Annotated in this window: 8 protein-coding genes; 3 read left to right on the top strand and 5 right to left on the bottom strand. The window is 75.3% G+C overall.

Going from position 1 to position 13403, the window contains the following annotated elements; genetic code table 11:
* Positions 1-19 precede the first annotated feature (19 nt).
* Together AC067A_RS13725 and AC067A_RS13720 are read left to right on the top strand one after the other, a co-directional pair.
* Entirely contained in the window at positions 20-2791 is a 2772-nt protein-coding gene (locus tag AC067A_RS13725) for a LuxR C-terminal-related transcriptional regulator (RefSeq protein ID WP_478618939.1), read from the top strand.
* A 134-nt stretch (positions 2792-2925) separates the two neighbouring features.
* Positions 2926-3693, top strand: a complete 768-nt coding sequence (locus AC067A_RS13720) for a class I SAM-dependent methyltransferase (protein WP_478618937.1) — start codon at positions 2926-2928, stop codon at positions 3691-3693.
* Positions 3694-3778: 85 nt separating this feature from the next.
* On the opposite strand, the gene AC067A_RS13715 is transcribed toward AC067A_RS13720, so the two are convergent.
* From AC067A_RS13715 to AC067A_RS13705, 3 genes are all read right to left on the bottom strand, one after another.
* Entirely contained in the window at positions 3779-5836 is a 2058-nt protein-coding gene (locus tag AC067A_RS13715) for a pectinesterase family protein (RefSeq protein ID WP_478618935.1), read from the bottom strand.
* Positions 5837-5932: 96 nt separating this feature from the next.
* Positions 5933-7939 carry a CASTOR/POLLUX-related putative ion channel gene (locus AC067A_RS13710; RefSeq protein ID WP_478618932.1) on the bottom strand — a complete coding sequence of 669 codons (2007 nt, stop codon included), beginning with the start codon at positions 7937-7939 and terminating at the stop codon, positions 5933-5935.
* 84 nt (positions 7940-8023) lie between these two features.
* The gene (locus AC067A_RS13705; RefSeq protein ID WP_478618929.1) at positions 8024-8815 is read right to left on the bottom strand and encodes an NPP1 family protein; all 792 of its coding nucleotides are present in this window, start codon (positions 8813-8815) and stop codon (positions 8024-8026) included.
* Positions 8816-9003: 188 nt separating this feature from the next.
* Here AC067A_RS13705 and mgt point away from each other — a divergent pair, with 188 nt between their 5' ends.
* Positions 9004-10236 (top strand): macrolide-inactivating glycosyltransferase, encoded by a 1233-nt coding sequence (mgt, locus tag AC067A_RS13700; RefSeq protein ID WP_478618927.1) that lies wholly within the window; start codon positions 9004-9006, stop codon positions 10234-10236.
* Positions 10237-10391: 155 nt separating this feature from the next.
* Here mgt and secD read toward each other — a convergent pair whose 3' ends face one another.
* Both secD and AC067A_RS13690 read right to left on the bottom strand, forming a co-directional pair.
* Positions 10392-12680 (bottom strand): protein translocase subunit SecD, encoded by a 2289-nt coding sequence (secD, locus tag AC067A_RS13695; RefSeq protein WP_478618924.1) that lies wholly within the window; start codon positions 12678-12680, stop codon positions 10392-10394.
* Positions 12681-12823: 143 nt separating this feature from the next.
* Positions 12824-13270, bottom strand: coding sequence for a hypothetical protein (locus tag AC067A_RS13690; protein WP_478618921.1), 447 nt, complete (start codon positions 13268-13270; stop codon positions 12824-12826).
* Between the last annotated feature and the right edge of the window lie 133 nt (positions 13271-13403).

The raw sequence follows: 13403 nt of genomic DNA, 5'->3' as shown, positions 1-13403 counted from the left end.
GGTCGGTAACCTGACCGCCGTGAGCGGAGCGACGCAAGCCGCCCCCGGCCCGCGGCTGTACGACCGCACGGCGGAACTGGCCGCCGTGGCCCGGCTGTCGGCCCGTGCGGCCGCCGGATCCGGCGGCGTCCTGTTCGTCACCGGAAGCCCCGGCGAGGGGCGCACCAGTCTGCTGGCGCGGGCGGCGCACGACTTTCCGGGCACGGCGTACCGGGTCGCCGCGCCGGGTCACCGGGGGCCGTGGAGCGCGGCGCGCGCGCTGTTCGCGGTCCTCGCGCCGACCCCCGCGGCGGGCCGCCGGGCGCTGCGGCGCGCGCGGGGCGAGGGCGGACTGGGGCCGGCGGTCGCCGCCCTCCTCGCGGAGGCCGGGGCGGGGTCCGCGGCCGCGGCCGCGCTGCGAGACGGTCCCGGGGCACGCCCGGCCGTCGGCCACTCCCCCGCCGCGAGGCCCCGGCCGGTGCTGATCTGCGTCGACGACCTCCATCTCTGGGACGCGCATTCCCGGGCCGCGCTCGCCGCGACCTGGCAGGAGGCCCTGGGCAGGGGGCCGGGTCGGCCGTCGTGGGTGGGATGGCTCGTCTCGGCCGCGCGTCACCACCGTTTCCCCGGGGTGCCGGGGGCCGAGACGGTCCGGTTGGGGAGGCTGACGGCGGCCGGTGCGCGGACCCTGCTCGACGACCTGTGTGCGGCGTCCTCGCCGACGCCGCCGGTCGCGGACCGCCTGCTCGACGAGGCGGCGGGACACCCCGGTGTGCTGGCCGCGACGGTAAGGCGCCTGACCGCGGCCCAGCTCACGGGCACCGCTCCGCTGCCCCGGCCGGCGGTCGACGACGCCGTCCTCGCCGAGGTGTACGGGGGGCTCCTCGACGGCCTCCCCTCGGCCTCGCGCCGGCTGCTCGCCACGGTCGCCGTACTGGCCCTGGCGGGCCGGACCGACGTCGGGGGTGCGGGCGCCGGCGCGTACGCGAGGGGTGGCGGGGGTCTCCCGGCCGGCGGCCGGGAGGCGCGCACGTCGGCCGATCCGCTGGAGGGGCTGGTCACGGACGGTCTGCTGCGCCGCACGGACGGGGTGCTCGGCTTCCACGACGCGTTCCTCGGGCGCGCCGCGCTCGCCTCGTCCCGCCCGACCTGGCCGGCCGGCCCGCGGGCGGCCGCCCTCCGCCCGGCCGCGTCGGCCGGTCCGCCCCCCACCACGGCCGGCACGAAGCCGGAGGCCGCCCCGGCGCCCGGCGTGCTCACGAGCACGGAGCCCGCGGCGGCCGGCTCGGCCTCGCGGACGGCTCTCGCGCGTGGCGCCGGCCATCGGGCCGACCGGTTGGGGCCGTCGGCGGCCGTGCGCTCGCTGTCGCCGCTCGTGCGGGGCCGTGCCCAGTTGGTGCGCGGTCTGGCGGCGCTGGCGGGGGGTCCGGTGACGGACGCGCACGAGGCGCTGCTGCAGGCGGCGGAGCTGCTGCGGGACCGGGCGCCGGTGGAGGCGTCCGACGCTCGGTTCCTGGCGATGGAGGCGGCGTGGGCCGGGGGCGACGTCGCCGGGTGTCTGGCGGCCCTCGACGGCGGGGACGAGGCGCCGGGTACGGCCCGGGACTTCGCCGAGGGGCTGAGGGCCGCCTTGAGCGTACGGCTCGACGAGGCTCGTACGACCCTGGCGCGGGTGGTCGCGCGGGACGGTGCCGCGGACGATGCCCGGCTGCTGCTGCGGGCGGGTTCGGCCGCGCTGGTCCTCGGCGACACCGCGGCGGCGGCCCGGGTCCATGCCCGCGCGCTGGCCCGGGCCCGGGCGGAACGGCGTACGGCCCTGCTGCCCCGTGCCCTCGAACAGCTCGCGTACGCCGAACTGCGGGCCGGCCGGCACAGCAGGGCCGAGCGCACCGCCCGCGAGGGCCTGCGGGCGGCGGAGGCGACGGGCCAGCACAACGTGGCCGCCCATCAGCACGCGGTCCTGGCCCTGGTGGCCTCGGTGTCGGGCGACGGGCCGGCGGTGGCGGAGCACGCCGGGCGGGCGCTCGCGACGGCCGGCCCGCACGGGCTCGTCCAGGCGGCGACCCTCGCCGAGTGGGCGCTGGCCCGTGCCGAGTTGGGCCGGGGTCTGGCCGCCCAGGCCGCCGCACGGCTCGTGCCGCTCGTACGGCCGGGGCCCCGCGGCGGCCACTTCGCGCTGCGGATGCTGGCCGTCCCGTGTTTCGTGGAGGCGGCCGTCGCGGCCGGCCGGACCGCCGAGGCCCGGGAGGCGGCCGAGGAGTACGGGGCGTGGGCCGCGCTGGGTGTCGACGGTCCCGCACCGGCCCAACTGGCGCGCTGCCGGGCGCTGCTCGCGGACGGCGAGGGGCCGGGGTACTGGTTCGGCGAGGCCGTGCGCCGTCACGACGGCTGCGGCAACGACTTCGAGCGCGCCCGTACCCTCCTCGCCTACGGCACCTGGCTGAGGCGTCGCCGGCGTCCGGGGGCGGCGCGCGGCCCGCTGCGCGACGCCCTCGTCACCTTCGAGCGGGCCGCGGCGGGCGGCTGGGCCGAGCACGCGCGCTCCGAACTCCGCGCGACGGGCGGCGCTTCCGCCGCTGCCGCGGACGCGGCGGCTCCGCGCGAGCTGACGCCGCAACAGCAGCGCATCGCCCGCCTGGTCGCGCGCGGTGCCACGAACCAGGAGGTCGCCGACCACCTCTCCCTGAGCCCCCGTACGGTCGATCACCATCTGCGGGGCGTCTTCGTCCGGCTGGGCATCCGCTCCCGGGTCGAGCTCACGGGCGTGGTGGGCAGGTGGGACGCGGAACGGGACGCGCGGGTGGAGCGGTAGGGGCCCTGGCCGGAGGGGCGGCCTGATCCGCCGTACCGTCCCCGGGGCCTGCCCGGAAGGTCCCGCCCGGTTCCGTGTGCCGGACGGGGCGTAATCGGCTCGCCCGGGACCCTCGCCTCGCCGATCATGAGGGGATGACACGCTCTTTCGAAGAACTCGTGGCGGAGGCCTCCGAGGCGTCGGTCGACGGCTGGGACTTCTCCTGGCTCGAAGGACGGGCGACGGAGCAGCGCCCGTCCTGGGGGTACCAGCGGCTGCTCGGCGAACGGCTCGCGACGGCCTCGGCGGGGCTCGATCTGCAGACGGGCGGGGGCGAGGTCCTGGGCGGCGTGCCGGTGCTCCCGCCGACGATGGCGGCGACCGAGTCGTGGCCGCCGAACGTGGCCCGGGCCACCCGGCTGCTCCATCCCCGGGGGGTGGTCGTCGTCGCCGATGCCGACGAGCCGCCGCTGCCCTTCGGTGACGCCGCCTTCGACCTCGTCACCAGCCGGCATCCGGTCACCGTGTGGTGGGCCGAGATCGCCCGCGTGCTGCGGCCGGGCGGCACGTACCTGGCCCAGCACGTCGGGCCGGCCAGTGTGTGGGAACTCGTCGAGTACTTCCTCGGCCCGCAGCCCGAGGCGGCCCGGGCCCGCCGGCCCGAGGACGAGGCGGCGGGGGCGCGGGAGGCCGGTCTCGACGTCGTGGACGTGCGCGGCGAGCGGCTGCGGATGGAGTTCCACGACATCGGTGCCGTCGTCTGGTTCCTGCGCAAGGTCGTCTGGATCGTGCCGGGGTTCACGGTCGACGCGCAGCTGCCCCGGCTGCGTGAGCTGGACGCCCTGATCCGCGCCGAGGGGCCGTTCGTGGCCCACTCCGCGCGGACCCTGTTCGAGGCGCGCAAGCCGGGGAGCCGCGCGTAGCGCGACCGTGCGCGAGAGGGGCGCGTCCGGGGCGGCCCGGTCCGTACGGGCACGTGCGAGGCCGTGGGGACGGACGTCCGGGCCGTCAGCCGGCGGTGGGGGTCCAGCCGCCGAACCAGTGCGCGGTGTCCTGGGCGGCTGCCTGGGCGTCGGTGAGGTGCGGGCGGTCGGCTCCGGCCGGTCCGGCGCCGGGGCCGGTGTTGCGGTACTCGGCGAAGCGGTCGGCCTTCCACGAGAAGCCGCCCATGTCGGTCCACGGCCTGCTCTTGACGGCGGCGCCGAGGACGCTGTCGCGGACGGTCGTCTGCGGGTCGAGGGTCGCGTCGCCGCCGGCGTGCCAGGGGCGGCCGAGGTGGAAGCTGCCGGCGGTCACGTCGCCGTTGACGGTGGAGCGGGTGATGAGGAAGCCGTTGCGGCCGGCGGCGGTGCTGGGCGCGGTGAGGTAGCCGGCCGAGGAGCCGTCCCAGCGCTTCTTCAGGGTGAGGACGGACCGGTCGATGACGGCCGTGGCGCGGCCGAAGACGAAGTCGACGTTGCCGATGACGTAGGAGTCGGTGAGGTGGACGCGGCCGATCCGGTCGCGGGCGGCGGTGTCGAGCAGGAGGGTGTCCTGGTCTCCGCTGATGATGAGGCCGTCGAGGACGATCCGGTCGGCGGCGGTCCGCAGGGCGACCGCCTGATGTCCGGTCAGCGCCTGGTTGGCCGCTTCGTCGAAGTCGTTGGCGATGCTGAGGTTGCGGGCCTGGAACTCGTCGGCCTCGACCGCGACGGTGGCGCTGCCGCCGGTGCCGTAGGTGCCCGTGCCGTCGGGCTTGGGCGTGCCGGAGGCGTGGCCCTCGACGATGAGGGTGTCCTTGCGGCTGCCGCCCGTGCCTTCGATGGTGACGTAGGGCTTGTTCGCGGGGACCTTCACGGTCTCGCGGTAGACGCCCGGCGCGACGCGGATCACGATCCGGGAGGTGTTGCCCGCCGGGACGGCGTCGACGGCCTTCTGCACGCTGGTGTACTGGCCGCTGCCGTCCTTGGCGACGGTCAGGGTCGTGGCCGCGGCGGCGGCCGTGGCGGTGCCGATGGCGCCGCGGGGGCCGGCGCCGGACTTGACGAGGGCGGGAACGTCGGCCGCCGGGGCGGCGGTGTACGGGTAGTAGGTCCTGGGGTCGAAGGCGGTGCCGCCGCTCTCGTTGCGGCCGGTGGTGCCGGAGAAGAGGTTGCCGCGCTGGACGAGGCCGGCGCCGGCGTCCTTGATGACCGGGTTGTTCACGCCCTGGAAGTAGCTGTTCTCCAGCAGCATCCGGGTGTTCCCCCGGGCGTAGTTGCCGTAGGCCGAGGTGACGGCCGTCCCGGCGTCGTCCTGGAGGAGGTTGTTGTAGAGGTGCGCGTGGGCGGCGTTGTCGGTGGAGGGGTTGCGCTGCTCGGTCTCGCGGAACCAGTTGTGGTGGATGGTGAGGTCGGCCGTGACGTTCTCGGTCCAGCCGATCCCGAAGGTCTTGTTGTTGTTGCTCAGCCTGTTCCAGGACACGGTGACGTACGTGGTGTCCTTGCGGCTGTCGATGAGGCCGTCGGCCATGTTCCGCAGGTCGTTGTGGTCGATCCACACGTGGTGCGCGCCGTCCATCTGGACGGCGTCGAAGTCGTGCTCCTTGTCGTTCCAGACGCCCTGGTAGGCGTCTCGGATCGTCAGGTTCCTGATGATGACGTTGTGGACGCCCGGGCCGAGGAAGAAGCCGCCGCCGACGATGTGGCCGGCCGTGCCGGAGCCGACGATCGTCTTGTCGGAGGCGACCTTGATCTCCTTGCCGACGGGGTTCATGGTGATCGTGCCGGCGACGACGATGACGTACGGCTCCGGGGCGGTCGCGTACTTCTCCAGGTCGGCGAGGGTCCGTACGGTGACCGTGGTCCCGTCCCGCCCGCCGTACGTCCCCTTCTGTCCGAGCGCGTCGACGGAGGCGAACCCGTCGGCGACGGCCCGTGCCCACGCGGGCGCGTCCGCGGCCGTGGCCTCGGGGCGCGCGTCCTGGCCGAACATTCCGAAGGCCGTGCCGTACGCCAGGAGTCCGGCCGCGGCGAGGGCGGCCGGAACGCCGATCATCCTTCCTTTTCCGCGGCGGCGGTGCCTCGTCCTGCTGCGGTTCTCGCTCACGTCGTGGGTCCTTCCGTCGGGGGGTGGCCCCGCCCTCGAGGGGCGGGCGTGAGTGAGTCGCCGCCGCGGCCGGAAAGGTTGCCGCCTTCCGTCCGGTCAGTCGCCCGGTGCGACGACCACGACCTGGTCGGCTGGGTGCCAGTGCCGGACGTGGGACTTCGGGGGGTTGAGGCGTACGCCGTGGTGCGGGGCGGTCGCGGTGTGCTCGTGGGAGCGGTAGCCGATGGCGCAGGCGCCCTGGCGCGCGGCGGATTCGACGACGGCCGCGAAGGAGGTGGGGCGGCCGGTGGCGACGTAGTGGGCGGCCGGGCGGAGGTGGACGGAGTTGCCGTCCGGGGCGAAGAGCTCCTCGAACACGGCGGCCCGGTGGGGGTTCCGGGAGATCTGGGTCATCAGGAGTCCGATGGTCCTTCCGTTGACGACGAAGTCGGTGGCGGTGGTGCGGGGTGCGATGAGGAGGCTGCGGTCGTCGGTCAGTTCGGCGACCACGTGGACGGGGTGCCCGCCGCGGCGCTGCAGCTCCCGGAGGTGGAGGAGGGTGACGAGGGTGCGGTCGTCCGGGTCCTCGTGGCCCCGGCGGGAGTCGGGGCCGAGGACGATGACGGCCCGGTAGCCGGTGAGGTCACGGGCGGCGGGCACCTCCGGCCACGTGGGGTCGCCGGGGTGGTGGACGAGCCTGAGGCGGTGGCCCACGGCCTCGGTGACGGAGCGGACGGCGGCGCGCGTCGCCGTCGTGGGTTCGGCGACGACGTCGAGGGTCGTGCCGGGAGGTGCGCTCAGCGACAGGCGGTGGGCGAGCCGGGGTGCCCGGCGGTTCCAGCCCAGGAGGAGGTACCGCTCGGGAAGTGCGGGTGCCGGGGGCGGCGCCGCGGTGAGGGCCGTCGGGTCGTACGGCACCGGGGGCTCGACGGGGTGGGTCGGGTCCTCGTCCTCGGCGACGACGAGGAGACGGTCGCCGGGATCGAGCCGGGTGTCGGCGGGCGGGTTGAGCAGGACGGTCCCGTCGCCGCGGACCAGGCCGACCCCGCAGGACTCCGGGCATCGGGCGGAGGCCTTCTTGAAGGTGAGGCCCGCCGGTCCGGGTGTGGGGAGGGTGTGGAACTCGTGGCCGGCGAAGTCGAGGAGTTCCTGGTGGACGAGGGAGAGGCCGGGGGTGCGCGCGTACTGGACGAGGAGCCGCGCGGAGATGTCGTCCGTGTGCAGGACGGTGGCGCGGGGGCCGCCGGCCAGGCGTGCGGCGGTGAGGTGCCGGTCGCCGCGTACGGCGGCGATGACGCGCACCGGGTGGTCCTCGCCGGCGGCGGCCGTCAGGGACAGCAGGGTCCTGACCGTCTCGGTGTCGTCGCGGGGGCTGTCCGGGGGCAGGACGAGCACGGAATCCGCGGCCGTCGGGTTCACGCGGGAGAGCGCGTGGGGGTCGGCCGGCCGGCCGGTACGGCAGATGACCCGGGTGCGGCCCGTGGCGCCGACGGCCGCGCGGAGCTCTTCCTCCATCGCGGTCTTGACCCGGTCGGCGAGCACCGTGACGACGGCGCGGCCCCGGCGGGCCGCGGGGACCTGACCGGTGACCAGTTCGGCGACGACGGTGGGGATCTGCTCGGACCAGCCGAGTACGACGGTGTGGCCGCGTTCCAGGACGGTGGAGTGCCCGCGGTTGAGGGCGATGAGTTTGTCGGTGATGCCGGTGGTGATGAGGCTGACCAGGGTGGAGACGTAGAGGAGCGCGATGAGGGCGAGGAGGACGGAGAGGGCGACGCGGAGCGGTGGGCCGACTTCACCGCCCAGGCGCAGGGTCTGTCCGGTGTTGCGCCAGACCGCCGCGATGCGGGAGCTCAGGGAGGCGGGGGCGTGGTCGTCGGTCCACACCAGCAGGGCGCTGACGGGGACGACGAGCAGGAGGCAGGCGAGGGCGAGCCAGTCGACGAGTGCGGGCGTGCCGCGGGTGAGGACGGTGTCGAACCAGTAGCGGAGGCGTGCCTCGGCGGAGTCGGTCCGGTACGGGGGCCGCCGGTGGGGCGCGGGTGGTGTGACGGCCTCGCCCGTACCGGTCCTCTGTGCGGCGGTCCGCTGCGGCGGGACCACCTTGTTGCCTTCTGTGCGCACGTCAGCAGCGTGGCGTCCCGCCGTGACCGGCGGGACGCCATCGCGGCAGGTTCATCCCTTCGTGATCAGTGGTCGCGGCGGTGGTCAGGCGTACGGGTCGAAGGCGATGCCGGACGGTTTGGCCTTGGCGAGGTGGGCGGCGAAGTTGCCGTCCTTGAGGCCGAAGACGGCGCTGCCGAAGTCGGCCTGGCTCAGCTTGTCGCGTATGCCTGCGGGGTAGCCGTTCCAGCCGACCAGGCTGGGGTACTGCCAGGTGTGCTGGTGGTTCTCGGGCGGCTCGTCGTTGCCGTTGGCGGGGCGGAAGCAGTGGGTTCCGATGCCGTCCTTGTGGTAGACGACCTTGGGGTGGGTGCCGTCCCAGCGGATGCGGTCGCGGCCGTTGACGACGAAGTTGCCGTGGGCCGAGGTGGAGACGTACTGGGCCTGGTTGTTCTGCACCCACACGACGACGTGTTCCCAGTCGTGGCGGTGGCCGCCGAGGCTGCTGCCGGCCACGGCCTGGTCCTTCTCGAAGTAGAGGCCGTAGAGGATGGCGCACCAGCCGTTGTTGCACTTGTAGCGCGCGTATCCGTTGGTGTTGGTGAGGTCCCACGCGTCGCGGCACTGGCCGTTGAGCGCGCCCGACGGGTTGAGTCCGCCGTTGAGCGTTCCGTCGGGTCCGATCGCGGGGGTGGAGTAGCAGCCGTCCGTGTCGTAGTCGAAGGCCGGCTGGAAGGTCTGCTCCAGGCCGTCGGCGTTGGCGGGCAGGGCGGTGGGCGGGGCGGCGAGTGCGCTGGTCGGAAGGGCGATGAGCAGGGCGAGGGCGCCGGTGAGGGCGAGGGCGCCCCTGGTGACGTACGCCGGTGTCTTCACTACGTCCCCTTGGGTCGGAGGCATGGCGCGGGCAGCCCATCTTGGCATGCACAGTTCACCCCGGTGGGCCACTGGACCGATCCGGGCCGCTGACCACCCACACCGCCGCCCTCACCGTCACCGGCGGCGTCGGCGTCGGCGTCGGCGTCGGCGTCGGCGTCGGCCCGTACATTGAACTAGACGATACGGTTCGTCTCGCTTATGGTGGCGTCATGACCACCGCACCCCCCGCGCACATCGCCATGTTCTCCATCGCCGCCCACGGCCACGTGAACCCCAGCCTGGAGGTCATCCGCGAACTCGTGGCCCGTGGCCACCGGGTCAGTTACGCCGTCCCCGCCTCCTTCGCGGACAAGGTCGCCCAGACCGGGGCGACCCCCGTCGTCTACACGTCCACCCTGCCGACCGACGACGACCCGGACGCCTGGGGAACGGAACTCATCGACCACCTCGAACCGTTCCTGGCCGACGCCGTGCAGGCGCTCCCCCAGCTCGCGGACGCCTTCGACGGGGACCGCCCCGACCTCGTCCTGCACGACATCACGTCGTACCCGGCCCCCGTCCTGGCCCACACGTGGGGCGTGCCCGCGCTGTCGCTGTGGCCGAACCTCGTGCCGTGGGAGGGGTACGAGGAGGAGGTCGCGGAACCGGCGTTCGCCGAGCTCAAGGCGTCACCGCGCGGAAAGGCCTACTACACGCGGTTCGAGGAGTGGCTCGCGGGCCACGGGATCGACACCCACCCCGACCGGTTCGTCGCCCGCCCCCGCCGCGCCGTCGTGCTCATCCCCAAGGCGCTCCAGCCGCACGCCGACCGGGTCGACGAGTCGGTGTACCGATTCGTCGGCGCCTGCCAGGGCACCCGGGCCGACCAGGGAGAGTGGCGGCGCCCGGCGGGCGCGGGCAAGGTGCTCCTCGTCTCCCTGGGGTCCTCCTTCACCAAGCAGCCCGGCTTCTACCGGGACTGCGTCGAGGCGTTCGGCGGCCTTCCGGGCTGGCATGTCGTCCTGCAGATAGGGAAGTTCGTCGACCCGGCCGAGCTCGGCGACCTGCCCGCCAACGTCGAGGCGCACGCCTGGGTGCCCCAGCTCGCGATCCTCCGCGAGGCCGACGCGTTCATCACCCACGCGGGCGCGGGCGGGAGCCAGGAGGGCCTCGCCACCGCCACCCCGATGGTCGCGGTCCCGCAGGCCACCGACCAGTTCCAGAACGCCGCGATGCTGGAGTCGCTCGGCGTCGCCCGCCACCTGCCGAGGGAAGAGGTGAACCCGGCCCGGCTGCGCGAGGCCGTGCTCGCCCTGGTCGACGACCCCGAAGTGGCCCTGCGCGCCCGGGAGATCCAGGAGTCCATGGCCCGCGAGGGCGGCACACGGCGCGCCGCCGACCTCGTCGAGGCCGAACTCGACGCGCCCTCGCGCACCCCGTCGGAGCGGGCCACCCCCGCATAGGGGCGCCCGCTGCGACGCTCCCGGTACGGCCGCCGCCGGCCCGGGCGGCGGCCCGGCGCTCCGGGAGCGGAGGAGCGGGCCGCCGCCTGGCGGCGTCACACCGGGCGGCCCTCGCCCACAGGCCCGAACCGACGTCACTCCGCCGGGACCGGCCCTCAGACCACTGCGCCCGCGCGTCGGCGGGGTGCGGCCGGCATCGAGGACGGGTGGCGTGCCTCCAGGACGACGGCGAGGGGCATCGCGGTGAAGACGGTGGACGCCATGCCGAGGACGACACCGGCGAGCAGCGCGACGGAGAAGTCCGTGAGCGAGTCGCCGCCCAGGACGGCGAGCGCCACGAGGACGAAGAGCGCTCCCATGCCGGTGTTGACCGTACGGGGAAGGGTCTGGGCCACGGCACGGTCGGCGAGGTCCGCGAGCGGAACGCCGCCGCCGCGCCGGCGCAGTTCCCGCAGCCGGTCGAGGACGACGACCGAGTCGTTGACCGAGTAGCCCACGACTGTCAGCAGCGCGGCCAGGAACACGCTGTCGAACGGCTTGCCCAGCCAGGCGGACAGACCGGCCACGAGCAGGACGTCCTGGGTCATCGCGGCCACCGCCGCCGTCGCGTACGTCCAGCGGAACCGTACGGTCAGGTAGAGGAGTTGGGCCGCCACGGCAAGGCCGAGGGCCAGCAGGGCGTGGGTGCGCAGCTCACCGCCCAGGCTCGGTCCGATCAGGTCGTCGCGTTCGACGGTGACCGGGCCCGCGACGCCGGTGAGCGCCTCGCGGACGTCCCGCTGCTCCTCGTCCCCCGTCCCGCGGACGCGCACCGACACGTCGGAGCCGCCGTCGCCGGTCGTCTGCACCACGGCGTCGGGGAAACCCGCGGCGGCGATCGCCGAACGGGCCGCGTCCGCGTCCACCGGTCGTTCCGCCGTGTACTGCACGACCCGGCCGCCGGTGAACTCGACGCCGAACTCCACCCCCCGGACCCCGATCCCCGCCAGGGCCACGAGGAGGAGCCCGGCGCAGCCGAGGAGCCAGCGGCGGCGGTGCGCCATCACGCGCGGTGCCCGGCGGGACAGCCGCGTCCGCAGCCGGCCGAGCGAGGCGATGCCGGTGAGTTCGGGGCGTCGGCGCACGGACGGGAGCCGCAGGGCCGCGTCGGCGAGGAGCCGGGTGATCACCATCGCGGTGAGGACCGAGGTGACGACGCCGATCGCGAGCGTCACGCCGAAGCCCTTGACCGGGCCCGTGGCGAAGGCGAACAGCAGGCCGGCCGCGAGCAGCGTGGTGACGTGGGAGTCGGCGACGGCGCTCCACACCTTGCCGAAGGCCGCCGTCACCGGCCGCCGGAGATCACGCCCCGCGGCCCGGCCGAGGGCCGCGTACTCCTCCCTGGCGCGTTCGAAGACCAGCACGTTGGCGTCCACGGCGATGCCGACGGCCAGGACGAACCCGGCCAGGCCGGGCAGGGTGAGGGTGGCGCCCAGGGCGACGACGGCGGCGTACGAGATCAGCCCGTACAGCAGGAGGGCTGCGGTGGCGAGCACGCCGAGGAGGCGGTAGACCGCGATGACGAAGAGCCCGGTGCAGGCCAGGCCGATCACCGCCGCCAGCGTGCCGGCCCGGATCGCCTCGGCACCGAGCGTCGGGCCCACGGTGCTCTGCTCGACCGTGGTCACCGGCACGGGCAGCGCGCCGCCCTGGACGAGGGCCGCGAGGTCACGCGCCTCGCTTGCCGAGAACCCGCCGGTGATCTGTGCGGAGCCGCCTCCGATGCCCGCCCCGCAGGGAACTCCGGCCTGCATGCCGGGGGCGGAGACGATCCGGTCGTCGAGCACGATCGCGACCCTGCGCGCCGGGTCGGCCGGCGCGGCGCAGGCGGCGTCACCGGTCAGCCGCGCCCAGCCGTCCGCCGCCCGGTCGCGGAAGGACAGGTCGACCGTCCAGCCACGGCCGTTCGTCGTGTCGAGCACGGCTTCGGCGTTCTCGACGCCGTCGCCGGTGAGCGCGGGCGCGGCGAGGGCGAGGAAGCGGCCCGGAGCGTCGGGGTCGGACAGGACGCGCCTGCCGTCCGCGCCGGCGGGCCCGGCCGGGCCCGCGGCCTCTCCGGTGACGGCGTGGAAGGTGAGCTGCGCGGTACGGCCGATCACCTCGGCCGCCGCGCGCGGGTCGCGGAGGCCGGGCAGTTCGACGACGATGCGCCGCTCCCCCGCCCGGGCGAGGGAGGGCTCCGCGACGCCCAGGCCGTCGACGCGCTTGCGCAGCACCTCCAGGGCGCGGTCGGTGGCCGCGGCGTCGGCGCGGGTGGTGGGCCCGTCCTCGGTCTGGAGGACGATGCGGGTCCCGCCCCTGAGGTCGAGTCCGAGGCGGGGCGTGGTGGTCAGGGCGACCCAGAGGGAGAGCGCGACGACGGCGAGCGCGAGGAGCGCGCGCCGGAACGCGGAACGAGCGGTCATGGGTACTCCACAGGCAGCGCACGGATCCGGCGGGCGCCCCGTCGGGGGAGCCGGCGCCGTCCGTGCCGGACGTACGGTCGGATGCGCGTCGCGACCTGTGTCCGAGGGCATGCCGATGCCCCGGACGGCGACGCGGGAGAACGTCAGTCGTGCCGGATGGAGGGAGGTCCGCGCGGATCCCGCGGTCCACGGGAACCGCCGGGCGGTGCCCGCTCACGGCGCGGGTCCCCCACCAGGACTCCGCGCGGGGGCAGGGGAACGTCGACGGGCGCCGCGGCCGGCGTCACGGGGGCCGGCGGGAACCTCACCGGGTTCTCGACGGCCGCCGACAGCCGTACGACGGCGGTGTCCCCGGCGTGCGGCTCCGGCGGCGTGAGCCGGTGGGAGGCCGACGCCTTCGCGACGGCCGGAGTGCTCACGGCCGCGCTCGCGACCGTGGGGCTCATGGTCGTGGGGCTCTCGGCCGTCGTACGCACGGCCGTCGCGGCGGACGGGGCGGACGGGGCGGACGGGGAGAGCAGAACGAGGGACCAGACGGCCCAGAGGAGCGCGGGCAGGAGGGCCGCGAGCCGTCGAGGAGAACGCTTCACCGCGCCGCGCCTCCCCCGCTGGTCCGTCGTGCCCCGTCCGTCCGGCTCAGCGTAGACCGGGGGTGTCCCGGGCCGGTCACCCGGTCCCGTACACAGGGAGATCGGGTACGCGAGTGAGTACGCGTGCTCATCC

This window comes from Streptomyces sp. NPDC043176 (assembly GCF_056436715.1).
The sequence above is the reverse complement of the archived record's forward strand: the minus strand, read 5'-3'. Positions and strand labels throughout refer to the sequence as shown.